The sequence below is a fragment of the Curtobacterium sp. MEB011 genome, assembly GCF_030209655.1.
Lineage (GTDB): Bacteria > Actinomycetota > Actinomycetes > Actinomycetales > Microbacteriaceae > Curtobacterium > Curtobacterium poinsettiae.
On sequence record NZ_JARVRN010000011.1, the window covers coordinates 174,426 to 199,478 of the forward strand.

17 protein-coding genes and 1 tRNA gene are annotated in these 25,053 nt (G+C 71.6%); 11 read left to right on the top strand and 7 right to left on the bottom strand.

Features of this window, described 5'->3' with window-relative positions:
• Positions 1-47: 47 nt before the first annotated feature.
• Positions 48-1,973 (bottom strand): TPM domain-containing protein, encoded by a 1,926-nt coding sequence (locus QRN30_RS14085; RefSeq protein WP_017885771.1) that lies wholly within the window; start codon positions 1,971-1,973, stop codon positions 48-50.
• Between the two features lie 284 nt (positions 1,974-2,257).
• On the opposite strand from QRN30_RS14085, the gene QRN30_RS14090 reads away from it, so the two are divergent.
• Together QRN30_RS14090 and QRN30_RS14095 are read left to right on the top strand one after the other, a co-directional pair.
• The gene (locus QRN30_RS14090; protein ID WP_017885770.1) at positions 2,258-2,461 is read left to right on the top strand and encodes a hypothetical protein; all 204 of its coding nucleotides are present in this window, start codon (positions 2,258-2,260) and stop codon (positions 2,459-2,461) included.
• 72 nt (positions 2,462-2,533) lie between these two features.
• Positions 2,534-3,088, top strand: coding sequence for a 4'-phosphopantetheinyl transferase superfamily protein (locus QRN30_RS14095; protein WP_052481824.1), 555 nt, complete (start codon positions 2,534-2,536; stop codon positions 3,086-3,088).
• On the opposite strand, the gene map is transcribed toward QRN30_RS14095, so the two are convergent.
• A complete protein-coding gene (map, locus tag QRN30_RS14100) occupies positions 3,072-3,839 on the bottom strand; it encodes a type I methionyl aminopeptidase (RefSeq protein WP_031259118.1) in 768 nt (255 codons plus the stop codon). The two genes, QRN30_RS14095 and map, sit on opposite strands and share 17 nt — an antisense overlap.
• Before the next feature lie 32 nt (positions 3,840-3,871).
• On the opposite strand from map, the gene QRN30_RS14105 reads away from it, so the two are divergent.
• On the top strand, positions 3,872-4,138 hold the full coding sequence (locus QRN30_RS14105) for a helix-turn-helix domain-containing protein (protein ID WP_284761241.1): 267 nt from the start codon (positions 3,872-3,874) through the stop codon (positions 4,136-4,138).
• A 4-nt stretch (positions 4,139-4,142) separates the two neighbouring features.
• Here QRN30_RS14105 and QRN30_RS14110 read toward each other — a convergent pair whose 3' ends face one another.
• From QRN30_RS14110 to QRN30_RS14130, 5 genes are all read right to left on the bottom strand, one after another.
• Positions 4,143-7,259 (bottom strand): DEAD/DEAH box helicase, encoded by a 3,117-nt coding sequence (locus QRN30_RS14110; RefSeq protein ID WP_284761242.1) that lies wholly within the window; start codon positions 7,257-7,259, stop codon positions 4,143-4,145.
• Positions 7,260-7,350: 91 nt separating this feature from the next.
• Positions 7,351-8,679, bottom strand: coding sequence for a M1 family metallopeptidase (locus tag QRN30_RS14115; protein WP_284761243.1), 1,329 nt, complete (start codon positions 8,677-8,679; stop codon positions 7,351-7,353).
• 14 nt (positions 8,680-8,693) lie between these two features.
• Entirely contained in the window at positions 8,694-12,590 is a 3,897-nt protein-coding gene (locus tag QRN30_RS14120) for a Pls/PosA family non-ribosomal peptide synthetase (protein ID WP_284761244.1), read from the bottom strand.
• Positions 12,591-12,852: 262 nt separating this feature from the next.
• Positions 12,853-12,924: transfer RNA gene (locus QRN30_RS14125), tRNA-Arg, on the bottom strand.
• Between the two features lie 243 nt (positions 12,925-13,167).
• Positions 13,168-13,743 carry a hypothetical protein gene (locus QRN30_RS14130; protein ID WP_284761245.1) on the bottom strand — a complete coding sequence of 192 codons (576 nt, stop codon included), beginning with the start codon at positions 13,741-13,743 and terminating at the stop codon, positions 13,168-13,170.
• Between the two features lie 59 nt (positions 13,744-13,802).
• On the opposite strand from QRN30_RS14130, the gene argS reads away from it, so the two are divergent.
• From argS to prfA, 8 genes are all read left to right on the top strand, one after another.
• Positions 13,803-15,473, top strand: a complete 1,671-nt coding sequence (gene argS, locus QRN30_RS14135; protein ID WP_017885763.1) for an arginine--tRNA ligase — start codon at positions 13,803-13,805, stop codon at positions 15,471-15,473.
• Between the two features lie 172 nt (positions 15,474-15,645).
• Positions 15,646-16,401, top strand: coding sequence for an LmeA family phospholipid-binding protein (locus QRN30_RS14140; RefSeq protein WP_017885762.1), 756 nt, complete (start codon positions 15,646-15,648; stop codon positions 16,399-16,401).
• A gap of 59 nt (positions 16,402-16,460) precedes the next feature.
• Positions 16,461-17,951, top strand: a complete 1,491-nt coding sequence (gene lysA / locus QRN30_RS14145) for a diaminopimelate decarboxylase (RefSeq protein WP_284761246.1) — start codon at positions 16,461-16,463, stop codon at positions 17,949-17,951.
• Positions 17,948-19,255, top strand: a complete 1,308-nt coding sequence (locus QRN30_RS14150; protein WP_017885760.1) for a homoserine dehydrogenase — start codon at positions 17,948-17,950, stop codon at positions 19,253-19,255. Before lysA ends, QRN30_RS14150 begins: the two co-directional genes overlap by 4 nt.
• A gap of 87 nt (positions 19,256-19,342) precedes the next feature.
• The gene (gene thrC / locus QRN30_RS14155) at positions 19,343-20,422 is read left to right on the top strand and encodes a threonine synthase (protein ID WP_017885759.1); all 1,080 of its coding nucleotides are present in this window, start codon (positions 19,343-19,345) and stop codon (positions 20,420-20,422) included.
• A gap of 77 nt (positions 20,423-20,499) precedes the next feature.
• Positions 20,500-21,438 carry a homoserine kinase gene (gene thrB / locus QRN30_RS14160; RefSeq protein WP_071251731.1) on the top strand — a complete coding sequence of 313 codons (939 nt, stop codon included), beginning with the start codon at positions 20,500-20,502 and terminating at the stop codon, positions 21,436-21,438.
• Positions 21,439-21,617: 179 nt separating this feature from the next.
• Entirely contained in the window at positions 21,618-23,951 is a 2,334-nt protein-coding gene (gene rho, locus QRN30_RS14165) for a transcription termination factor Rho (protein ID WP_284761247.1), read from the top strand.
• A gap of 3 nt (positions 23,952-23,954) precedes the next feature.
• Positions 23,955-25,037 carry a peptide chain release factor 1 gene (prfA, locus tag QRN30_RS14170; RefSeq protein WP_017885756.1) on the top strand — a complete coding sequence of 361 codons (1,083 nt, stop codon included), beginning with the start codon at positions 23,955-23,957 and terminating at the stop codon, positions 25,035-25,037.
• The last annotated feature ends 16 nt before the right edge of the window (positions 25,038-25,053 follow it).

The window sequence follows — 25,053 nt, forward strand, 5'->3', positions numbered from 1 at the left end:
TCGGGTCGGGTCGTGTCTGGTTCTGGGTGCCGGGGGAGTCCGTCGGGTCAGAAGCGGCCACCGCCGGAGAAGCCGCCGCCCCCGCCGCCGCCACCTCCGCCGAAGCCGCCACCGCCGCTGAAGCCCCCGCCGCCGCCGAAGCCGCCGCCCCCGAAGGAACCGCCGCCGTAGCTGCCACCGCGACCGCCGAGCAGGCCGCCGAGGACGAGTCCGGTGACGAGTCCGCCGAGCTGGGCGCCGCCACCGCCTCCGCCCTGACCGCCGCCCCAGCCGCCCAGGTCGTCGTTCGCGGCGTCCATCGCGGCTGCGGCGTACTGCTCGGCCGCGCGGGCGGCGTTCAGCGCCTGGCCGGGGTTGCTCGGGGCGAGTTCGACGGCGTCGTCGTAGGCACGCTGGGCCTCGGACAGTCGCGTCCGGGCGGTCGGGCCGATGCCGCCGCGGTGCAGGGAGACGTAGTCGCGGGCCTGGCTGATCCGGTTCCGGGCGTCGCGCAGGGCGGCGTCGAGTGCCTGGGTGGCGCGCTGGCGCTGTTCCTCGGCACCCCGTGCCGCGGCGATGGCCTGGTCGATCTCGGTGTTCGCCCGGGTCAGCGCGTCGACGGCGGCGACCGGGTCCTTCGGGTCGAGCCCCTGGCGGAGCACGGCTTCGGCGCGGGTGACCGCTGCGGCGAGGTCCGGACCGCCGGAGCGCAGGCTGCGGGCGGCGGCGACGTCGCCCTGGATGTCGATGCGCATCGCCGCGGCGCGGGCGGTGGCCTCGTCGAAGGACTGCTCGGCGGCGAGTGCGCCGTCGGTGAGCTGCTGCACCTGGGCGAGGGCGTGCTGGGCGTCGCGCACGGCGACGACCGCCTCGCCCTTGTCGCCGGCGGCGATCGAGGCGGTGGCCGCGTTGGAGCGTTCGGTCGCGAAGGCGAGCACCTGGTGGGCCTGGTCGACGTTGTTCGCCACGGTTGCGAGGGTGCGGCCGGTGTAGCGGGCGCGGACGCGGTCGAGTGCGGCGGCTGCCGACCCCACCGAGGCCGGTGCGGCGGCCACGGCCTGGGCGAGCGACGCGGCGGCGTCCTCGACGCCGTCCTCGAGCGAGCGGAGCTGGTCGAACGCCTCGGTCTGTTCCTCGATCGCGGCGTGCGCCCGTTCGCAGATGACGATGATCTGGTTCGCCCACTCGGCGCGCTGCTGGGGGGTGTCGGGGATCTCGTCGTCGAGCTGCTGCCGGATCGTGAAGGCCTTGCGGACCTCGCGCTGGGCGGCCTGCACGGCGTCGGCGAAGGGCTTGGCGGCGTCGGGGCCGAACTGCGCGCTCGCGAACCCGACCTCTTGCTCGGCGGTGCGGAGTTCGTCGTCGATCGTGACCAGGGCGCCGCCGGCGCTGCGTTCGAGGTCGGCGAGCGAGGCTTCCTGTGCCTCGGTGGCTGCGGCGGTGCGGCGCTTGTTGCGGGTCCGGACGACCAGGACCACGACGACGAGTCCGACGACCACGACGAGCAGCAGGATCCACAGCCAGGTGAGGTCGACCGGGGCCTGCGACTGGGTCAGCCCGTCGGCGAAGGCCACGGCGGCGCCGGACCAGTCATCCTGCTTGAGCCGGGGCAGCAGCGAATCGTCGACGGCGTTCTGCACGTCGGACTCTGAGATCGCGGTCTCGTTCGTCTGCTGCACGTCGTAGTTGCGCTCGGTGACCGCGACCGAGAGCAGGATGCCGTCGCTGTCGATCTGGTTCTTCTCGAGCACCGCCCGACCCCACTCGGTGTGGTCGGTTGGATCGGAGAAGGAGGGCACGAACACGACGTACAGCTGCGTCTGCGTCTCGGCGTACAGGTCTTGCACGGCCTGTTCGACCCGCGCCTGCTGTGGTGCGGTCAGCGCGTCGGCCTCGTCGAGGACGTACGTCCCGCCCAGGTCGACGGGCGCCGTGGCGTGGGCGGTCGCTGCCGGAGCCAGGACGATCAGCATCGCGACGAGGGCAGCCGTCACACGGCTCCACAGCCGCGTTGTCCCCCTGTGCCCGCTCGATCCGTCCGTGTCCGATCCGTGCTGGACCGCTCGCATCCGTCCTCCGTCCGTCGCCGGTCGGTACCCCGTGGCACCGCCCCGGACCGCGCCACGAGGGCGCTGTCGCCCGGAGTCTATCCAGGCCACGCAGGGGCACCGCCAGACTCTGGGGGAACGCTCCGGAGGGTGCTTCCTGTGGACGTCTTGTCCCCCGTACCGGGGTATGCTGGCGCCACTGTTCGAGGATGAACGGAAGGGGAAGAACGATGGAACGCACCACGAGCACCGAGGTCGTCCCGCTCGAGGACGGCTACCACCGGGTGTCGACTCCGGCGACGGGCGTGATCGGTTTCGTGCGCGAGCACGACGGCCGCTACGAGGTCCTGCGCGGACGAGTCCGCCAGGCGACCCGCTCCGAGGGTCAGTACAGCACCATGAACGTCGCGCTCATCGCGCTGACGCACGCCTGATCCGCTCTGGGCCGGGCCACACGACCGACGGGCGCTGCCCGGGTCGGTGAGCCGCGCCTCCAGGCCGTCACGGTGACCATCCGGACACCGGGCGCTGCGCGCGCGGACGACCGGGAGGCACTGGTCGCCGCCGTCGCGTCGGCGACGGGTGCCGAGCCGGTCGCGGTGCGCGCGGGGCGCGTGTGCCCGCACTGCGCGGAGGCCGACCACGGCCGTCCGTGGGCGAGTGCCGCGGGCGTCCCGGTCGGCGTGAGCCTGTCGCGCGCACCGGGCGTCGTCGCCCTCGCGGTCGGACCGGCGGCACTCGGTGTCGACGTCGAACGGGTGTCCCGGGTCGCCGCCGCGCCGCTCGACGCCTTCACGCCGGGGGAACTGTTCCGGGCCGACGGGGACCCGGCGCTCCTCGCTGCCGCGTGGGCGGCCAAGGAGGCCGTGCTGAAACGCGACGGACGTGGGCTGCGCGTCGACCCGCTCGCGGTGGACGTCGACGTGGTCGGCGGCACGGCCCGCTTCGAGGGTGTCGGACAACCGCTCACCGTGCTGTTCCCCGCGCCGGACGTGGTGCTCGTCGTCGCAGCGGGTGGCCTGCCCGTCGACGTGGTCGGGACGGTCAGCGGGGGAGCGTGAGCACCTCGGCGCCGTCCTCGGTGATCGCGATGGTGTGTTCCGTGTGGGCGGTCCGCGCTCCGGTGGCGCTCCGCAGGGTCCAGCCGTCCGGGTCGGTGACCAGGACGTCGGTGTCCGCCATCACCCACGGTTCGAGCGCGAGCAGGAGCCCCGGTCGGAGCGTGTAGCCGCGGCCCGGGCGGCCGGTGTTCGACACGTGCGGGTCCTGGTGCATGGTGGAGCCGATGCCGTGTCCGCCGAACTCGACGTTCACCGGGTAGCCCGCGGCTTCGAGCACGGTGCCGATCGCGTGCGACAGGTCGCCGATGCGTGCCCCGGGTCCGGCGGCGGCGATGCCCGCGGCCAGCGCTCGCTCGGTGGCGTCGATGAGTGCGGTGTCCTCGGGGCGCGCGGTGCCGACGACGAAGCTGATCGCGGCGTCGGCGGCGATGCCGTCGAGGGAGACCGCGAGGTCGAGGGTCAGCAGGTCGCCGTCACGCAGCGCCTGATCGTGGGGCAGTCCGTGCAGGACGGCGTCGTTCACGGCGGTGCAGATGTGGTGGCCGAAGGGGCCGCGGCCGAACGAGGGGGCGTAGTCGACGTAGCAGGAGTCGGCGCCGGCGGCCTCGATCATCTCCTTCGCCCACCGATCGATCTCGAGCAGGTTCGTGCCGACGCGGGTGCGTTCGCGCAGGGTCTGCAGGATCGTGCCGACGAGGGCTCCGGTGGCGCGGCCCTTGTCGACCTCGGCGGGGGTCAGGATCTCGATCACGCGGATGATCATACCGGTATTACTATGTGGTCATGGTCCGTCTCCCACTCCGCCCGGACGAGGTCGCGCGCGGTCGTCGCCTCGGTGCGCTGCTCCGTCGTGCCCGGGGTCCGCGGTCGATCGTGGACACCGCCCTGGCTGCGGGGATCTCGCCGGAGACGCTCCGGAAGATCGAGACCGGGCGCATCGCGACGCCGGCGTTCTCGACGATCGCGTCGGTCGCCGGTGTGGTCGGGCTGTCGCTCGACGCGGTGTGGTCCGAGGTCAGCTGCGCGGCGGACTCCGCGGACATCGCCTGACGGGCTAGCCGAGCGAGGCGGCGAGGTCGCGGAAGAACGGGAACTCGGACCACTCCGTGCGATCACCGATGACGTACAGCCGCCGCTTTGCCCTGCTGACGGCGACGTTCACGAGGTTCACCGATTCCGATGCCCACGCCTTCGCGCCGGGTGCATCAGGATCGCCTCCGAGCACGAGGAACACGACCTCAGCTTCGCGGCCCTGGGCGGTGTGCACGGTCCCACCGCGCATACCGGGGTAGTCCCTCGAAAAGCGCTCGAGACGATTCGCGACGGCGCGGAAGGGTGAGACCGCGATGACTTCGTGTGCGTCGACGCCGTGCGTCTGCAGGTACGCCATGGCAAGCCCGAGGCGCTCGAACTCCCGCTCCTGCAGATGCGAACCGGGAGTCTCTGCGGGCGTGTCCGCCCAGTAGCTGCTCACGATGATCGGGCCGGCCGTGCCGTCGAAACGATCGGGACCGCTAGGACCCTTGAGCGAACGGTGGACCGCACTCACCATGAGGCCGCCGTACGCGATCCGATTGCACAACGAGAACATCGGGTCGTCACACCGCCGGTGCACGCGGAGGGGCGCCGCGACCCATTTGTCGTCGTCGCCGACGGCCAAGGTGGTGCCGAACGGAGAGACCCGATCTGCGAGCGTCTGCACCGAGGCTGCGGGTGGGATCCACAGGGAGGTCAGGCCGAACGCGGTGGCGATGTCACGCTGTGCCTTGGCCGGCATCGTGACCACGGGCGTGAGCTGCAACGGATCACCCACTGCGAGTACTCGCCGTGCACGCCAGATGGCCCCGACCGCGTACTGAGGACAGGCCTGTCCCGCTTCGTCGATGAGCAGCCAGCCGAGGGCTTCCGATCCGAGTGCACCGAACATCCGACTGATCGACGCGAACGTGGTCGACACCATCGGGACCACCATGAAGAAGAGCTGCCAGGCAGCCTGCGCGGCTTCTGGTGGAAGCCCCGCTGGCGCGCTTCCGGCGACGACCGACACGGCGGCGCGCAACCCTGGCAGCGTCTTGTCGACCGTGTTCTCCAACCAGGCCCGATGCAGCCGCAGAGCCTGGAGGAAGAGCATCGACCGTGCACGGTCGAGCTCAGGGTCGAGCCACGGTGCTCGCGTGTGGAAGCGGTCCACGGAGGTGTCGTCGAGCGGGTATGCGTCTCCGAACCGGGTGCGATCTTCGGAACAGAGGGAGGCGAGGGAGTCGGCAGTCCTCTGCGCATCCGCCATGGCGGTGCGGACTGCCCCGAGTTGCTCGTCAGAGACCGTGGCGGTGTGCTGTGCATTCGCGTACTCAACGTCGGCGAACCCCACTTCCCGTCGACAGTACGTCTGCTCCGCCATCACGGGAGTGACCTGAATTCGCCACTCGCGTGGTGCCCTTCCGAAAGTCAGGAGTGCCTCCACCCAACCGGGACGCAACGCGATGATCGAATACAGACGCTGCTGTACTTCGGACTGACGTCGTTGCGCAGCTTCGAGATCGGCTTGCCGTTCCGCAACGGCTGTCCGCGCGCGCCGGAGCTCGTGCAGCGATCGCTCTTCCTGGTCGCGGAGGCTGCGGAGGGAAGCAGTCGTGGACTCGAACTCGGCGATCCGTCGGGCTGCCGCGGCTCGTTCCTCGAGGAGCCGTTGGACGAGGCCTTCAGCGGCTCTGAACTCCTCGCGAGCCTGAGCCCAGTCGGCCGGTTCACGCTCACCGTTCTTGACCGCTTTCAGGATGTCCTGGAGCCCGGGACGTGAGCCGTCACGGGCGCCGAACCAGAATGCAGAGTGGAATCGCCCCCGGTTCTTCTTGTTCCCGAGTTTCGCGGCGACGAGCCCCCACGCCTGCGGGTCTTTGTCGGGCGCCTCCCGCTTTTCCAGCAGGGAAGTGGCGATGTCCGCGAAGTACTCAGCGTCTCCGAACTCTTCGCCGAGGGCATTGCTCGACGGGAGTTCTTCGGAGACGTTCTCGACGGCGGCGTTGTTCGCGGAAGTCACGACCATCTCGTACCCGGTGAGACTCGGGATCAGGGCGGGAACGCTCATGGTGTACTGGTCTGCCGTCCACCTGTGCGTGGTCGGTGAGAAAGCAGCACCCGGGTCTGGCAAGCGGGAGAGCGCGCGGGCCCGCTCGACGACGTTGCCCGCCAGGACGTCCCTGAGCATCGTGGTCTTCCCGGTGCCCGGCGGGCCGTTCACACCGCGGGTTCCGCCTGTGTCCCCGAGAGCGTCGAACAGATGGTTGACCGCGAACTGTTGACTGCGCGCAAGGTGGTGTGTCGCCGACGCCGGCCACCGACCGAGTGGGATCTTCGAGGGACCCAGCAGGTCGTTCTCGGCCTGGACATCGGCCGCTACGTCGTGTCGCGACTCCTCGTCCACTGCGCCGTCTGGTGTCAGGTACGACCTGAGCGCTACCCCGACGTCACCAGCGTCCATCGCACTCCGGACGACGGTGAGGTCTCCGAGGAAGAAACTGTTGAGGAAGTCGGAGTCGACCGTTTGGTCCGGCGCTGCCCGCCTCACCGGCACACTTCGGATACGGACGTCCTGCCCTGCGAGCCGTGGGAGTCCGGTGACGCCGGCACTCGCGTGTGCGGCCTCGAGGAGTTCGCGCATCGCAGTGGCGCCGATGATCGGCGTGGTTCCGTCGTCCTCATCCTCGCCGACGAGATCCGTCACGCGATCCGTGAACTGCTCCGCGGCCGGCGAGAACGCCTCGACCCACTCCGATGGCTGATCATCCCCGGCCCTGATACGTCCGACGGCCCAGAGCGCTGACGACAGTGTCGGCGAGCCTGGTACCAGTGATCCGTGTTCGTCGACCACGAGTGCGGCGCAAGCGCTCTCCCCGGGTGGCCGTGAATCGAAGGCATCCTGAGCGTCGGAGAACGCCTGATGCAGCCAGTCGTAGATGCCTGCGAGTGGGTAGGGACCGAGGTAGACGACGTGGTGCTGGACCAGGTCCCGATCATCTTCAGGGCGGGACTCCCACGGGAGACGCTTGCCTGGAGTCCACTCCGAGACACCCGGGTCACGGCGTTTCGGTATCGGTTGCGGGCTGAACAGCTCCAACATCCGCCAGAACTCGACGACGCTGTCAGCCCGTCCCGCCTTGGTCTGCCTCACGAGCATGTCCCCCTTCACCGGGCGCTCACCAACGGCCGCCCCGTTCGACGATATTGCACGGCGAGCTGGTCGTCGTGCGCGGCGGAGCCCGCTAGTCGCCGCGCGGCGCCGGCAGCGCCGGCACGGACACCTCGTCGACCCAGGGCCCGGTCACCGCACCGACGTCCGCGACGGAGCGACCGGCGGCGTCCGCGAAGGCGCTGAGCACGTCCTGCACGGTGACGGATCCGTGCCGGTGCCGCTCGGTGATGCTCCGCAGCCCGGTGAAGAAGGCGTCGTCGCCGAACGTGCGGCGGACGGCGTGCAGGGCGAGGGCGCCGCGCTTGTAGACGCGGTCGTCGAACATGTCCTTCGCGCCCGGGTCACCGACCACCAGGTCCTCCGGCTGCTCGAGCAGTCCGTGCCGGTACCGCTCGGCCAACACGTCGGCGGTGTCGTCGCCGCGGTCCTCGGACCACAGCCACTCGGCGTAGCAGGCGAACCCCTCGTGCAGCCAGATGTCCTGCCAGCGGGTGACGGTCACGGAGTTGCCGAACCACTGGTGGGCGAGCTCGTGGGCGATGAGACGGTCGGTGCCGTGCTCGCCGTCGACGTGGTTCCGGCCGAACACCGCCAGGCCGTGGGCCTCGAGCGGGATCTCGAGGTCGTCGTCGGTCACCACGACGGCGTACGCCGCGAACGGGTAGGGGCCGAACCGGTCACCGAACAGCGCGAGCATCTCCGGCACCTGGCCGAAGTCGGTCTTCGCGGCGGCGGCGAGGTCGGCGGGGTGGTGCAGTGTCACGGGGACGCCGCTCGTGCGCAGCTTCGTGGTGCGGTAGCGGCCGATCTGCACGGTCGCCAGGTACGTCGCCATCGGCTCGGTGGTGGCGTAGGTCCAGCGGGTGCCGACGCGGTCACGTTCCTTGGCGAGCAGCTCGCCGTTCGCCAGGACGTCGTACGCCGCCTCGGCAGCGATCTCGATGCGGTAGGTGGCCTTGTCGTCGGGGCGGTCGTTGCACGGGAACCACGACGGCGCCCCGGTGGGCTGCGCGGCGACGATCACGCCGTCGGAGAGTTCCTCCCACCCGAGCTGCCCCCATGCGCTGCGCACGGGGTGCGGGGTGCCCCGGTACCGCAGGTGCACGCTGAACACGGTGTCGGCGGCGATCGGTTCGGCCGGGGTGACGGTCACCTTGTGCGTGGCGGTCGACACCTTCTTGGCGCGTCGGCCGTCGACGTCGACGCGGTCGACCGTGAGCCCGTGCAGGTCGATGACGACCTTGTCGAGCGGTTCGAGGGCGCGCGCGGTGATCGTCGCGGTGCCGTCCAGGCGGTTGGTGGCGACGCGGTAGTCGAGCCGGAGCTCGTAGTGCTCCGCACTCCACCGTCGGTCGCCGCTGTGCGGGGTGTAGGGGTCTGCAGCGGGATCGGTGGGCACGGGGACAGTCAACCTCATGGTGCCGGTGGGGCTGTCACCGAGGGCGGTGCCGCTGTCCACGGAGCGATCGGGTTGCCGGCCCAGCGGGACCCCGGCGGCACCTGCTCACCGCGCATCACGAGCGAGGACGGTCCGACGGTCGCCCCGGCACCGATGCCGGCCGCCGGCAGGACCACGCTGTGCGGCCCGAGCGTGGCGCCAGCGTCGAGCCGGACGATGTCGAGCTGCATCACGCGGTCGTGGAACAGGTGCGTCTGCACGACCGTGCCCCGCGCCACCGACGCCCCGGACCCGATCGTGACCAGGTCGGCCTCGGGCAGCCAGTACGTCTCGAGCCAGGTCCCGCGCCCGATCGTCGCACCGAGGCTCCGCAACCAGACGGCCAGAGCAGGGGTGCCGGTGGCCTGCTCGGCGAACCACGGGCGGGCGACGGTCTCGACGAAGGTGTCCTGGACCTCGTTGCGCCACACGAACGACGACCACAGCGGGTGCTCCCGGGCGGTGATCCGGCCGACGAACGCCCACTTCGCGATCGTCGACACCACGGCGGCGACGGCTCCGGCGGCGATGAGCACCGGACCGGCGAGCAGCACCGTCCACCCGATCCCGACGGCCGACCACAGCGCCAGCAGTGTGCCGGCCACGCCGAGCGCGATCGCGGCGGACACCATCGGGGCGACCAGGCGCAGCAGTTCCCAGCAGCCGCGGGCGACCTTCAGCCGACGGGACGGACGGAACGTTCGCGCCTCGTCGAACTCCGTCGCCGCACGCCGCAGCCGCACCGGGGGCGACCCGAGCCACGACGACCCGCGCTTGGCCTTCTTCGGCACGGCGGACAGCACCGCCACCAGGGCCTCGCGCGGCACCGAGCGTCCGGCGCCCGTCATCCCGCTGTTGCCGAGGAACGCCCGACGGCCGACCTTCGACCGACCGATCCGCACCCGACCGCCGCCGAGCTCGTAGGTGGCCACCATGGTGTCGTCGGCCAGGAACGCCCCCGACGCGATCTGCGTCAGCGCCGGGATGAGCAGCACCGTGGAGATCTCGGTGTCCCGACCGACCCGGGCGCCGAGCAGGCGCAACCACACCGGCGTCACGAGCGAGGCGTACAGCGGGAACAGCAGGGTCCGCGCCGCGTCGAGCACCCGCTCGGTCGACCACACCTGCCAGCCGATCCGGGAGCGCACCGGGTGCCGCCCCTCGTGCAGGCCGATGCCGAGCAACCGCACCGCGACCACCACCAGCAGCGCGTACACCGCACCGGCGACGACCGTCGCCAGGGGGACCGTCACCAGCGCGCGGAGCACCGCGTCGCCCAGGGCCGACGCCCGCCCCACCAGGGCCAGGGCGACCAGCAGTCCGACCGCGACACCGACCACCGGCAACCCGGCCACCGCCAGGGACCCGGCCCCGTACGCGAGCAGCCAGCGGCGACGGACCGCAGGGCGGGCCTCCCGGTCGCCGCGAGCCGACCCGACGCGTTCCGCCGGCGCCCCCGCCCAGCGTTCGCCCGCCGGCACCGGACCGCCGACGGCGGAACCCGCCGTCACCTCGGCACCCGCGCCGACGTGCGCCCCCGGCAGCAGCGTCGTCCGGCTCCGCACCACGGCGTCGTCGTCGATGCGGACGTGCCCCAGGTGGAACACGTCGCCGTCGAGCCAGTGCCCGGCAAGGTCGACCTCGGGTTCGATCGACGCGCGCTTGCCGATCGTCAGCATCCCGGTCACCGGCGGCAGCGTGTGCAGGTCGACGTCCCGCCCGATCCGCGCACCGAGCGCCCGTGCGTAGTAGCTGATCCACGGGGCACCCGCGGTCGACGGGCCGTCCACCGCCTCGGCGATGCGCTCGGCCAACCACACCCGCAGGTGCACCGAACCCCCACGGGGGTACGAGCCCGGACCGACCCCGGCGAGCAGCAGCCGCGCCAGCACCACCGTCAGCGCCATCTTGCCGATCGGCGTCACGAACACCAGGAGCATCAGCACCAGCACCGGCCAGGGCAGCACCGGCAGGAACGGCAACGTCGTCGCGTGCAGCACCGCAGCCACCAGGGCCGTCCACGTCAGCACCCGCAGCCCGCGGAGCACCTGCACCGGCAGCCCGAGCAGCGTCATCAGCAGCCCCGTCGCCGGGGGGACCGGCGCCACGTCGCGCGACGATGCCTCGACCGGCCCGGACTCGTCCAGCGCCGCCGCCAACGCCCCGATCCGCGGGTGGTCGTACACGTCCGCCACCGTCGTCGTCGGGAACCGCTCACGGATGGCCGACACCAGCTGCGCCGCCGTCAACGACCCACCGCCGTGCGCGAAGAAGTCGTCGTCGACGCTCGCCACCGGCACCCCGAGGATCGCCGACCACCGCTCGGCGATCCACGCCACCGTGTCCGGCAGCATCGCCGCGTCCGTCGCCCCCGGCAACGGCCACGGCAGCGCCGCACGGTCGACCTTGCCCGACGTCCGCGTCGGCAGCGACTCCACCACCGCCACCAACGGCACCAGCGCCGCCGGCAACTCCTGGCGCAACCGTGCGTTCGCCGCCGCCACGTCCACCGTCGCCCCCGCCACCGGCGCCACGTACCCGACGAGCACCTGGTTCCCCGCCGGGGTCCGCTGCACCACCGCAGCACCACCCGCCACGTCGTCCAGGGCCTGCAGCGCCGCATCGATCTCACCGAGCTCGATCCGCCGACCGCCGAGCTTCACCTGGTCGTCCGCACGCCCCTGGAACACCAGCCCCTCGGGCTCGTACCGCACCAGGTCCCCGCTCCGGTACGCCCGCTCCCACCCGAGCTCCGGGAACGGCGCGTACTTCTCCGCGTCCTTCGCCGGGTCCAGGTACCGCCCCAGCCCGACCCCACCGATCACCAGCTCACCGACATCGCCCGGCTCCACCCGCTGCCCGGCACCGTCCACCACGGCCAGGTCCCACCCGTCCAGCGGCAACCCGATCCGGATCGGCTGGCTCCCGTCGAGCAGGGACCCGCACGCCACCACCGTCGCCTCGGTCGGCCCGTACGTGTTCCACACCTCACGGTCACGACTCGCGATGCGCGCCGCCAGCTCCGGCGGGCACGCCTCACCACCGAAGATCACCAGCCGCACCTGCTCCAGCGCATCGTCCGGCCACAACGCCGCGAGCGTCGGCACCGTCGACACCACCGTGATCGTGTGCGCGATGAGCCACGGCCCCAGGTCCACCCCCGTCCGCACCAGCGACCGGGGCGCCGGCACCAACGCGGCACCGTGCCCCCACGCCAACCACATCTCCTCGCACGACGCGTCGAAGGCCACACTCAGCCCCGCCAGCACCCGGTCACCCGGACCGATCGGCGCCGCCTGCAGGAACATCCGCGCCTCGGCGTCCACGAACGCCGCAGCACTGCGGTGGGTGACCGCCACGCCCTTCGGCACCCCCGTCGACCCGGACGTGAAGATGATCCACGCGTCGTCGGTCTCGCGGGGGAGCTCGGCGCTCGCCGCAGGGTCGGTCACCGGCAGTTCGGCGCCGTCGCGGTCGCGCAGGACGCCGCCGGCACCGATCACCCCGACGACACCGGCTTCGCCGAACACCAGGGTGGCGCGTTCCTCGGGGTCGTCGGCATCGACGGGCACGTAGGCGGCTCCGGCGGCCAGCACGGCGAGGATCGACAGGTACAGGTCGCGCCCGCCGGAGGGGATCCGCACCCCGACCCGGTCCCCGCGCCGGACGCCCCGGCGTGCGAGGTCGTCGGCCTGCGCGTGCACCAGGTCGAGCAGGGCGGCGTAGTCGACGCTGCCGGCGGGGTCCTCGAGCGCGGTGGCGTCCGGATGGGTCGCCGCGGTCGCCGAAAAGACGTCGAACAGGGTCCGTGGGGCGGGTGCGTCGCCGCCGCGGGCGAGTTCGAGCTGCGCGTTCCCGGTGCCGGTGGTCATCGAGGCCTCTTCCCGGTCGCGTGCGGGACGACCGGCCCGTGATCCTAGGGGACCGAGGTGTCCCGCTCGGAAACACGGGGTAGCGCAGGGGCGGGGCGGGGCGTCGCGCGCCGAGTGAGCAGAAGACGTCGGGTCACCCGCCTCGACCCGTCGCGTTCTGCTCACTCGACGAGGAGCCCCAACGGGGGAAGGTCGCCGCAGGCGACATCGTGCGCAGCCTACAGAGCGCAGCGAAGACGTCTGCTTGCGCGGGTGTGTCCAGTGCCCCCAGGAGGATTCGAACCTCCGCCCCTGCCTCCGGAGGGCAGTGCTCTATCCCCTGAGCTATGGGGGCCAAGGGGTGTGAACAACCGTAGCAGGTCCGGTGGGTGGTCCTGGACAGCGCGTGTCGCGCAGTGGACGCGGGGGGCGGCCGGTCTGGAGGCGCGGTGCGGGCCGGCCACAGGCCTCCCGTCCGCACGGTGCGCGGGTTGCGTTCCGGTGCGGGGTTCTGCGTTCCGTGCGGCGCTGGAAGCGCGCACCGGGCACGCAACCGCGCACCAGGTGGCGGATCGCGCACCGTGCCGGCCCGAGCGCGTCAGCCCGCAGGCGTCGCCGACCCCGTCGCGGACGGCTGCAGCGCGGCCCGCACCGCGTCGACGACGGGCTGCGCCCCACCCGGCTCGGTGAACAGCGTCGACTGCGCGGTGATCCAGTACGGGTCGGCGAAGGCATCCGCCCGGCCGACGGCACCGTTCAGGGCGAAGTACCCCTCGACGCGGTAGGTGGGGACCGATCCGCCCCGCTCGTACAGGGCGTCCTTCAGGTTGGTGAGCGACTTCTCAGGCAGGTCGGCGACCGCGAACGTGATCGCCGTGGCGTCCGCGTCGGTACTCACGAACCGGCAGACGCGGCCCTGCTGCTTCGCGATGGTCGCGGCGGGGGAACCCTTCGCCGGTGTGAACGAGTCGTCGAGCTCGAAGGTCTGCCCGTACACGGACAGGGCGCTCATCGGCAGGAGTTCACCGCAGGTCTGCGACACCGGCTTGCCCGCGGGGGTCGCACTGGCCGACGGGGCGCTGGCCCCGCCGCCCGAGCACCCGGCGAGCACGACGGCTGCTGCGGTGGTGAGGGTGGCGACGGTGAGCGCCCGGGCACGGCTGCGGGGGGTCATCCCGACATGATGCTGCATCGACCGGTGCGGACCTGGGCGTCCCGGTAGGATCGGTCCTCGTGACTCCAGCCGAACTCTCCGCCGCGTACCTGTCGATCCTGACCGGGATCGTCGAGCGCCGAGGCGCGTCCGACACCGTGACGATCGAGGAGTCCCACGTGGTGCTCGAGCGTCCGAAGAACCGCGCCCACGGTGACTGGGCCTCGAACGCGGCCATGCAGCTCGCGAAGCGGCTCGGCACGAACCCGCGCGAGCTCGCGACCGAGATCGCCGGTGAGCTGACCGAGCTCGACGGCGTGGACTCGGTCGACGTCGCCGGCCCGGGCTTCATCAACATCACGCTCGAAGCCGCCGCCGCGGGTGAGATCGCGCGCACCATCGTCGACGGCGGCGAGTCCTTCGGCACCGGGGACCTGTACGACGGCGTCCGGATCAACCTGGAGTTCGTCTCCGCCAACCCCACCGGTCCGATCCACATGGGCGGCGTGCGCTGGGCAGCGGTCGGCGACAGCCTGGCCCGCGTGTTCCAGGCGCAGGGTGGGCTCGTCACCCGCGAGTACTACTTCAACGACCACGGCGCGCAGATCGACCGCTTCGCCCGCTCCCTCGTCGCCAGCGCACTCGGTGAGCCGACGCCCGAGGACGGCTACGGCGGCGCCTACATCGCCGAGATCGCGGCACGGGTCATCGCGACCCTCGAGCCGGGCACCGACGTCCGCGACCTGCCGCGCGACGAGGCGCAGGAGCTCTTCCGCCGCGAGGGCGTCGACTTCATGTTCGCGGACATCAAGTCGTCGCTGCACGACTTCGGCGTCGACTTCGACGTCTACTTCCACGAGAACGCCCTGCACGAGTCGAAGGCCGTCGAGCGTGCGATCGCCCGGCTGCGGTCGGCCGGCGTGATGTACGAGGCCGAGGGCGCCGAGTGGCTCCGCACGACCGACTTCGGCGACGACCGCGACCGCGTCGTCATCAAGTCGGACGGCGAGCCCGCGTACATCGCCGGCGACCTGGCGTACTACCTCGACAAGCGCGAGCGCGGGTTCGAGCGGAACCTGATCATGCTCGGCGCCGACCACCACGGCTACGTCGGCCGGCTGATGGCGATGTGTGCCGCGTTCGGGGACGAGCCGGGCAAGAACCTCGAGATCCTGATCGGGCAGATGGTCAACCTGCTCAAGGACGGCGAACCGATGCGCATGTCGAAGCGCAACGGCACCATCGTCACGATGGAGGACCTCGTCGACGCCGTCGGTGTCGACGCCGGCCGCTACGCCCTGGTCCGCTTCGCCAGCGACACCGCGATCGACATCGACCTCGACCTGCTCACGAAGCGCACGAACGACAACCCCGTCTTCTACGTGCAGTACGCCCACGCCCGCACCCAGTCGGTGGCCCGGAACGCCGCGGCCGCCGGGGTCGACCGGTCGGTGTTCGACGCCTCGCTGCTGACCCACGAGTCGGAGAGCGCGCTCCTCGGAGCCCTCGCCGAGTACCCGCGGGTCGTCCGGCACGCCGCCGAGCTGCGCGAGCCGCACCGCATCGCGCGCTACATCGAGCAGCTGGCCGGCCTGTACCACCGCTGGTACGACTCCTGCCGCGTCACGCCCCTCGGCGACGAGCCCGTGACCGACCTGCACCGCACGCGCCTGTGGCTGAACGACGCCACCGGCCAGGTCGTCCGGAACGGCCTCGGCCTGCTCGGCGTGTCGGCTCCGTCCCGCATGTAGCGGTCGCCCCTTCCGAAAGACACCGGTGTTCGCGCACCGAACACCCGCATTCCGGGGTGTCGAGCGTGAACACCGGTGTTTTGCGTCCTGGCCGCGCCCGGCCGCAGCCCGGCCGCGCCTGGCCGCGCCCGGCCGCAGCTGCGCCGCAGACCGGGCTGGCAGGCTAGGACGCATGCCTGCAGCCACCGAACGCCCCACCAAGCGCCGCCGCTGGCCCGTCGTCCTGCTCGTGCTCGTCGTGGTGCTCGCCGGCCTCGTCGTCGTCGCCGAGTTCGTGCTGCGCGGCGTCGTCGACCGGATCATCGCCCAGCAGGTCGAGCAGTCGCTGCCCGACGGCACGACCGGCCAGGTCGACGCGCACGCCGAGGGCATCGTCATCCCGCAGCTCATCAGCGGCACGCTCGATCGCGTCGAGATCTCCTCGGAGAAGCTCACGGTCGACGGCATCCCGCTCGCCGCCGACGTCACTGCGCAGGACGTCCCGGTGGACGGCAAGGGTGACGTCCGCGACGTCGACGGCACGGTCACCCTGGCGTCGTCGAGCGTCAAGGACCTGGCGAAGTACAGCCCGCTCTTCGACCGCCTCAGCCTGGCCGACGGTGGGGTCGAGCTGACCGGGTCGTCGTCGGTGCTCGGCTACGACATCACCTACGCCGCCAAGGGTGCCGTCGTCGCGCAGGACGACGGCCGCGGTATCTCGATCACCCCGGAGAGCGTCCGGATCACGAACTCCGACCTCGGTCTGAAGGTCGACTCGATCCCGGGCGTCACCGGCGTCCCGGTGCAGGTCTGCACCGCGCAGTTCCTGCCCGAGGCGCTGCGGGTGCGCTCACTCGACGTGTCGAAGTCGGACGCGACGGTCCGCATCACCGCGGACGCGCTGCCGCTCACCGAGGACGGCCTGCGGACCGTCGGCAGCTGCCGCTGAGCGGACGGGTGCGTAACGCGGCCCGGGAGGCGTGGCTCGCGTCGGTAGGATCGGGTCCCGTGAGCGAGAACCCCCTTGCACCGCCGCGGCTGCGGTTCCCGACGGACGCCTCCGAACTGGTGGACCGCATCTGGCCCGCGTCCGCGACGCGGACCGACGACGGCACCCTGGCGATCGGTGGCATCAGCGCGACCGACCTGGTCGCCCTGTTCGGCACGCCGCTGTACGTCGTCGACGAGCGTGACGTGCAGTCCCGTGCGGTGCGGGTGCGGAACGCCTTCACCGAGGCCTTCGAACGCATCGGCAGTCACGCGCACGTCTACTACGCCGGCAAGGCGTTCCTGACGACGCAGGTGGTCGCGTGGATGGCCGAGGCGGACCTGCGCGTCGACGTCTGCACCGCCGGTGAGCTCGCGGTCGCCCTGGCCGGTGGCATCGACCCCGGTCGGCTCGGCTTCCACGGCAACGACAAGTCCGACGCCGAGATCGCCCGTGCCCTCGAGGTCGGCGTCGGCACGATCGTGCTCGACAGCCACGAAGAGGTGCAGCGCGTCGCCCGCGCCGCCGCCGACGCCGGGGTCGTGCAGCGTGTGCGCATCCGGATCAACACCGGCGTGCACGCGTCCACCCACGAGTACCTGGCGACCGCTCGCGAGGACCAGAAGTTCGGCATCCCGCTGTCCGAGGCCGTCGACGCCGCGGCAGCCGTCCGTGCCGAGCCCTCGCTCGCCTTCGTCGGCCTGCACTCGCACATCGGTTCGCAGATCTTCGACGACGCCGGCTTCCGCGAGGCCGCACGTCGGCTGATGGACGTGCACGCGACGCTCGTCGCCACCGGCCCGGTGCCCGAGCTGAACCTCGGCGGCGGCTGGGGCATCGACTACACCGAGGCCGACTCGGCGTTCGCCCCCGAGGACGTCGCCGATGCACTGGCCGCGATCATCGGCGAGGCCTGCGCCGAACGCGGCATCCCGGTGCCGGACATCGCCGTCGAGCCGGGCCGGTACGTCATCGGCCCGCCCGGGGTGACGCTGTACCGCGTCGGCACGATCAAGCCCGTCACGCTCGAGACCGACGACGGCGGCAGCGCGACCCGCACGTACGTCTCGGTCGACGGCGGGATGAGCGACAACATCCGTCCGGCCCTGTACGGCGCCGACTACACGGCCCGGCTCGCCCGCACCTCCGACGCACCAGCGGTGCTGAGCCGCGTCGTCGGCAAGCACTGCGAGAGCGGCGACGTCGTGGTGAACGACGAGTACCTGCCCGGCGACGTGCAGCGCGGCGACCTGCTGGCCGTGGCGGCCACCGGTGCCTACTGCTGGGCGCTGTCGAGCAACTACAACCACGTGGGCCGCCCGCCGGTCGTCGCCGTCGCGGACGGCACAGCCCGTATCCTCGTGCGGGGCGAGACGATCGACGACCTGCTCGCCCGTGACACCGGGGTCGCCGCCGTGCCCGCCGAGGGCACCGGCCGCTGGCCCCCGACCCGACCGGGTCCGCCCACCCCGCAGGGCGTGCCCCCATCGACAGGAACCGCTACCAGATGATCGAATACCGCAACGTCCGTGTCGCGCTGCTCGGGGCCGGCTCGGTCGGTTCCCAGGTCGCGCGACTGCTCCTCGAGCACGGCGACGAGCTGGCCTCGCGCGCCGGAGCCGGGCTGGAGCTCGTCGGGATCGCCGTGCGCGACGTGGACGCGGAGCGCGACGTCGACCTGCCGGCGGAGCTCTTCACCACGGACGCTGCGTCGCTCATCCTCGGCGCGGACATCGTCGTCGAGCTCATCGGCGGCATCGAGCCGGCGCGCACCCTCGTGCTCCAGGCGCTGCAGTCCGGCGCCGACGTCGTCACCGGCAACAAAGCGCTGCTCGCCACCCACGGCCCGGAGCTCTTCGCCGCGGCCGAGCAGGTCGGTGCACAGCTCTACTACGAGGCCGCCGTGGCCGGTGCGATCCCGATCATCCGTCCGCTGCACGACTCGCTCGCCGGTGACCGCATCGTCCGGATCATGGGCATCGTCAACGGCACGACCAACTTCATCCTCGACCTGATGGACCGCAAGGGTTCCACGTTCGAGGACGCCCTGGCCACCGCGACGGAGCTCGGGTACGCCGAGGCCGACCCGACCGCCGACATCGAGGGCTACGACGCCGCGCAGAAGGCCGCGATCCTGGCCTCGCTCGCGTTCCACACCTCGGTGCCGCTCGCCGCCGTGCACCGCGAGGGCATCACCCACGTCACGATCGAGCAGGTCCGCGCCGCCCGCAAGGCCGGCTACGTCGTGAAGATCCTGGCGACCGCGGAGCGGCTGACGGACGAGGACGGCCGCGAGGGCGTCAGCGCCCGCGTCTACCCAGCCCTCGTGCCCGAGTCGCACCCGCTCGCGAGCGTGCACGGAGCGAAGAACGCCGTGTTCGTCGAGGCTGAAGCCGCCGGTGACCTGATGTTCTACGGCGCGGGTGCCGGTGGCGTCGAGACGGCCTCGGCGGTCCTCGGCGACCTGGTCTCCGCGGCTCGTCGGCACGTCATCGGTGGCCCGGGCGTCGCCGAGTCGACGCAGTCCGAGCTGCCGGTGTTCCCGATCGGCACCGTCCGCACGAGCTACCAGATCACCCTGCACGTCACGGACGCACCCGGCGTGCTGTCGACCGTCGCAGGCGTGCTCGCCAAGCACGGCGTCAGCGTCGAGACGGTCGAGCAGACCACCACCGGCGCAGCCGAGGGGACCGCGACGCTCGTCATCGGCACCCACCTGGCGCGCGAGGCCGACCTCGCGGACACCGTCGTCGCCCTCCGCGGCGAGGACGTCGTCCTGGACGTCACCAGCGTCCTGCGCGTCGTCGGTCGCTGACGCGACCACGGGCCTCCAGGCCGACCAGCAGGCTCGCCGAGCCGAACCACCACCAGATCCACCCCACCGGACAGAGAGAGAAGCCTGATGGCCCACCAGTGGCAGGGAGTCCTGCGCGAGTACGCCGACCGACTCGACGTGACCGAGGCGACGCCCATCGTCACCCTCGGTGAGGGCGGCACGCCGCTCATCCCGGCTCGTCGGCTCTCCGAGCGCACCGGCGCCGAGGTCTACGTGAAGTTCGAGGGCATGAACCCGACGGGCTCGTTCAAGGACCGCGGCATGACGATGGCGATCTCGAAGGCCGTCGAGCACGGCGCGAAGGCCGTCATCTGCGCCTCGACCGGCAACACCAGCGCCTCGGCCGCCGCGTACGCGACGCACGCCGGCATCACCGCCGCGGTGCTCGTGCCCGAGGGCAAGATCGCCATGGGCAAGCTCAGCCAGGCCGTCGCCCACGACGCCCAGCTGCTGCAGGTGCAGGGTAACTTCGACGACTGCCTCGACATCGCCCGCGACCTGGCGGCGAACTACCCGGTGCACCTCGTCAACTCCGTCAACAACGACCGCATCGAGGGGCAGAAGACCGCCGCGTTCGAGGTCGTCGACGTCCTCGGTGACGCACCGGACTTCCACTTCCTGCCCGTCGGCAACGCGGGCAACTACACCGCGTACTCGCGCGGCTACCGCGAGGACGTCGCCGCCGGTCGGAGCACCAAGCTGCCCCGCATGTTCGGGTTCCAGGCCGCCGGTTCCGCCCCGATCGTGCACGGCGAGGTCGTCCGGCACCCGGACACCATCGCGTCGGCCATCCGCATCGGCAACCCGGCCTCGTGGCAGTTCGCGCTCGAGGCGCAGCAGGAGACCGACGGCTACTTCGGTGCGATCAGCGACGAGGCCATCCTCGCCGCGCACCGCATCCTGTCGGCCGAGGTCGGCGTCTTCGTCGAGCCCGCGTCGGCGATCGGTGTCGCCGGGCTGCTCGAGCGCGCCGACGCCGGTGTCGTGCCGAAGGGCGCGAAGGTCGTCATCACGGTCACGGGTCACGGCCTGAAGGACCCGCAGTGGGCCCTCCGCACGCCGGACGGCGGCGAGGTCACCCCGACGAGCGTGCCGGTCGACACGAAGTCGATCGCCGACGTGCTCGGTCTGGTCAGCGAGCAGTGATCTCCGACCGCTCGTCCGGACCGGGGGAGGGCGTCACCGCCCGCAGCGCTGTACCGGCCGGACGGGCGGTCCGGACACTGCCGGCCGGATCGACGGTCCGCGTCCGGGTGCCGGCCACGTCGGCGAACCTCGGCCCCGGCTTCGACTCGCTCGGCCTCGCGCTCTCGCTCTACGACGAGGTCGTGGTGCGCGTGCGCCCCGAACCCGGCGCGACCGTCACGGTCGAGGGCGTCGGCGCCGGTGAGGTCGCCACCGACGACTCGAACCTGGTCGTCCGTGCCGTCCGCCGAGGGTTCGAACACGCCGGTGTCGACCAGCCCGGCCTCGAGCTGCACGCGACGAACGCGATCCCGCACGGGCGCGGTCTCGGCTCGTCCGCCGCGGCGATCGTCGCGGGGCTGATGGCGGCCCGCGGCCTGCTCGAGGGCATCGTCGACCTCGACGCCTCGACGCTCCTGACCCTGGCCACCGAGATGGAGGGCCACCCGGACAACGTCGCGCCGGCGCTCTTCGGCGGCCTGACGATCGCGTGGATGACCGCCGAGGGCCCGGCGTACAAACGGCTCCTGGTGCACCGCGGTGTCGCCCCGGTGGTGTTCGTGCCGACCTCGACGCTCTCCACCAAGCTCGCGCGCTCCCTGCAGCCCGAGCAGGTCCCGCACGCCGACGCCGCGTTCAACGTCTCCCGCTCGGCGCTGCTCGTCGCGGCGCTCATCCAGAGCCCCGAGCTGTTGCTCGCCGCGACCGAGGACCGTCTGCACCAGGCGTACCGCGCCAGCGCCATGCCCGAGACCGACGCCCTGATCCGGCTGCTCCGGCAGCACGGCCTGGCCGCGGTGGTCTCCGGTGCGGGGCCGAGCCTGCTCGTCCTCGGCAGCGACCCGGCACAGCGGCTGACCGCCGCCGACCTGGTCCAGCGACACGCCGAATCCGACTGGCGGCCGCTCATGCTGGCCGTCGATCTCGGTGGTGCTACAGTGGCAGCGCACTCGGCGCTCGAAGCCGAACCCGCGTAACCGTACGGATCGCTCGTCCTCCAGGACAGCTCCTACGACGTCGCAGGGTCCGGTGCGCGAGTGTGCATCTCTTTCTGATCACCGAATCCCGATCCGTCGTCTGAACGGCGGTCGATGCTCACTGCATCCGGGACGGTGGAAACTCTCCGCGTTCTGCGGTTCGAAAGGAAACACCGACCTTGACCGACAACAACTCCGCCCAGGTGGAGATCCCCAGCGACCTGCGTGCCCTCCGTCTCCCGGAGCTCCAGCGCATCGCCTCCTCGCTCGGCATCACCGGGCTCTCCAAGCTCCGCAAGGGCGACCTGATCGCCTCCATCGAGGACAAGCGCCCCGTCGACGAGACGCCGGCCGCCCCGGCCGCCGTCGTCCCCGAGACCCCCGCCGAGCCGACTGCCACCGAGCAGCCGACCCTGCCGGAACCCGCCGAGACGCCCGCGCAGCCCGCTGCCGAGGCCCCCGTCGCCGACTCCGAGGCACCCGCCGAGTCGGCAGCCCCGAGCCGTGCCCGTCGTTCGCGCCGTGCGTCGTCCGGTGGCACCGTGAACGCCGCACCGACCTCGGCCGCCGAGCACACCAACCACGGTCAGACCGGCACCGAGGACCTCCTCGCCGGGCTCGACCAGGTCCGCGCCGAGAAGGACGCGCAGGAAGCCGCGCAGTCCGGCTCGCAGCGCCGCGGCCGTGGCCAGCGGAACGCCGAGCAGCGCACCGAGCAGCGTGGCGCCGAGCAGGGCCAGCAGGCGTCGGCACCGGCCGAGGCCGAGCAGCCGAACCAGGCTGCCCAGCAGCAGGGCCAGCAGGGCCAGCAGGCCCCGACGTCCGCCGTGCAGGCCGACCAGGACCAGAACGAGTCCGGCGACCAGAACGACCAGGGCGACCAGAACTCCGAGCAGGGCGAGGGCGGCTCGCGCCGCGGTCGTCGCAGCCGTGGTCGCGGTCGTGGCCGTGGGCAGAACGCCGAGAACGGCGAGCAGCAGAACGGCGCCGACCAGCAGAACGGTGGCCAGAACGGCGGCCAGCAGAAGCAGAACGGCGCCGACCAGAACGGCCAGCAGAACGGCGGCCAGCAGAACGGCGGCCAGCAGAACCAGCAGAAGCAGAACGGCGGCGAGCAGCAGAACGGCAAGCAGAACGACCAGCCGAAGCAGCCCGACGCCAAGCAGGACGACAAGTCCGACCAGAAGCAGCAGAACGCCGGTCAGCAGAAGCAGCAGACCAGCGGCCAGCAGAAGCAGCAGCAGCAACAGCACGCCGACGAGGCCGAGAGCGGCCGCAGCCGTCGCCAGCGTGACCGCAAGCGCGGCCGTGGCGGCCAGAACGACGACTTCGAGCCCGAGGTCACCGAGGACGACGTCCTGATCCCGATCGCGGGCATCCTCGACGTCCTCGACAACTACGCGTTCGTCCGCACCACCGGCTACCTGCCGGGCCCGAGCGACGTCTACGTCTCCCTCGGCCAGGTGAAGAAGTACCACCTGCGCAAGGGCGACGCCGTCGTCGGTTCGATCAAGCAGCCGCGTGACGGCGAGCAGCAGAGCCGTCAGAAGTACAACGCGCTCGTGGCGGTCGAGTCGATCAACGGCCAGTCCGCCGACGAGGCCGCGGCCCGTGTCGACTTCAACGACCTCACCCCGCTGTACCCGAACGAGCGCCTGCGCCTCGAGACGGAGCCGGGCAAGCTGTCGACCCGCATCATCGACCTCGTGTCGCCGATCGGCAAGGGCCAGCGCGGTCTCATCGTGTCCCCGCCGAAGGCCGGCAAGACCGTCGTGCTGCAGGCCATCGCGAACGCCGTCGCCAAGAACAACCCCGAGGCGCACCTGATGGTCGTCCTCGTCGACGAGCGGCCCGAAGAGGTCACCGACATGCAGCGCACGGTGAAGGGCGAGGTCATCGCCTCGACCTTCGACCGTCCCGCCGAGGACCACACCACCGTCGCCGAGCTCGCCATCGAGCGTGCGAAGCGCCTGGTGGAGCTGGGCCACGACGTCGTGCTGCTGCTCGACTCGATCACCCGCCTGGGCCGTGCGTACAACCTGTCGACCCCGCCGTCGGGCCGCGTGCTCTCCGGTGGCGTCGACTCGGCGGCGCTCTACCCGCCGAAGCGGTTCTTCGGCGCCGCGCGCAACATCGAGGACGGCGGCTCGCTGACCATCCTCGCGACCGCGCTCGTCGAGACCGGCTCCAAGATGGACGAGGTCATCTTCGAGGAGTTCAAGGGCACCGGAAACATGGAGCTCCGCCTGAACCGTCACCTCGCCGACAAGCGGATCTTCCCCGCGGTCGACGTGAACGCCTCGGGTACCCGTCGCGAGGAGCAGCTGCTCTCCGCGGACGAGGTCAAGATCACCTGGCGTCTGCGCCGGGCCCTCGCCGGGCTCGACCCGCAGCAGGCCCTCGAGATCGTGCTGCGGAACCTCAAGGAGACGCAGTCGAACGTCGAGTTCCTGGTGCAGGTGCAGAAGTCGGTCCCCTCGACCGGCGCCCACCACAACGGCCACCAGGAGTAACGCGTGTTCGAGTCGGTAGCGGGGCTGCTGGCGGAACACGAGGACCTGACGCAGCAGCTGTCGGACCCCGCGCTCCACGCCGATGCGGCCCGGGCGAAGAAGGTGAACCGGCGGTACGCCGAGCTCAACCAGATCAAGTCCGCGTACGAGGCCTGGCAGGCGGCGGGGGACGACCTCGCCGCCGCCCAGGAACTCGCGCGTGAGGACGCGGCGTTCGCGGACGAGGTCCCCGGGCTCGAGGAGCAGCTGTCGGAGCGCCAGGAGCGTCTCCGGCGGCTGCTCATCCCGCGCGACCCGGACGATGGCCGCGACGTCATCATGGAGATCAAGGGCGGCGAGGGCGGCGAGGAATCGGCGCTGTTCGCGGCCGACCTCCTGCGCATGTACTCGCACTACGCCGAGACCAAGGGTTGGAAGGTCGAGCTCCTCGAGCGCACCGAGTCCGACCTGGGTGGCTACAAGGACGTCCAGGTCGCGATCAAGTCGAACACGACCGACCCGTCCCAGGGCGTCTGGGCACACCTGAAGTACGAGGGCGGTGTGCACCGCGTCCAGCGTGTGCCGCAGACCGAGTCGCAGGGGCGCATCCACACCTCGACCACCGGCGTGCTGGTGTTCCCCGAGGTGGACGAGCCCGAAGAGGTCCAGATCAACCAGAACGACCTGAAGATCGACGTCTACCGGTCCTCCGGTCCGGGCGGCCAGTCGGTCAACACGACGGACTCCGCGGTCCGCATCACCCACCTGCCCACGGGCATCACGGTGGCGATGCAGAACGAGAAGTCGCAGCTGCAGAACCGTGAGGCCGGCATGCGCGTGCTCCGTGCACGCATCCTCGCGCGCCAGCAGGAGGAGCTCGACGCGATCGCCTCGGACGCGCGCAAGTCGCAGATCCGCGGGATGGACCGTTCGGAGCGCATCCGCACGTACAACTTCCCGGAGAACCGGATCGCGGACCACCGCACCGGCTACAAGGCGTACGACCTCGACCGCGTGATGAACGGTGCCCTCGAGCCCGTCATCCAGTCCGCCATCCAGGCGGACGAAGAGGCGCGGCTGGCCGCCATCGGCGACCAGGACGCGTAACCGCACACCCAGCCTG

Excerpts from the sequence above, each read along its gene's own strand:
- QRN30_RS14090 (WP_017885770.1), top strand. The coding sequence starts at position 2,258 with ATGGAACGCACCACGAGCACCGAGGTCGTCCCGCTCGAGGACGGCTAC.
- QRN30_RS14105 (WP_284761241.1), top strand. The coding sequence starts at position 3,872 with ATGGTCCGTCTCCCACTCCGCCCGGACGAGGTCGCGCGCGGTCGTCGC.
- QRN30_RS14120 (WP_284761244.1), bottom strand. The coding sequence starts at position 12,590 with ATGACCACCGGCACCGGGAACGCGCAGCTCGAACTCGCCCGCGGCGGC.
- QRN30_RS14130 (WP_284761245.1), bottom strand. The coding sequence starts at position 13,743 with ATGACCCCCCGCAGCCGTGCCCGGGCGCTCACCGTCGCCACCCTCACC.
- QRN30_RS14140 (WP_017885762.1), top strand. The coding sequence starts at position 15,646 with ATGCCTGCAGCCACCGAACGCCCCACCAAGCGCCGCCGCTGGCCCGTC.
- QRN30_RS14150 (WP_017885760.1), top strand. The coding sequence starts at position 17,948 with ATGATCGAATACCGCAACGTCCGTGTCGCGCTGCTCGGGGCCGGCTCG.
- thrC (WP_017885759.1), top strand. The coding sequence starts at position 19,343 with ATGGCCCACCAGTGGCAGGGAGTCCTGCGCGAGTACGCCGACCGACTC.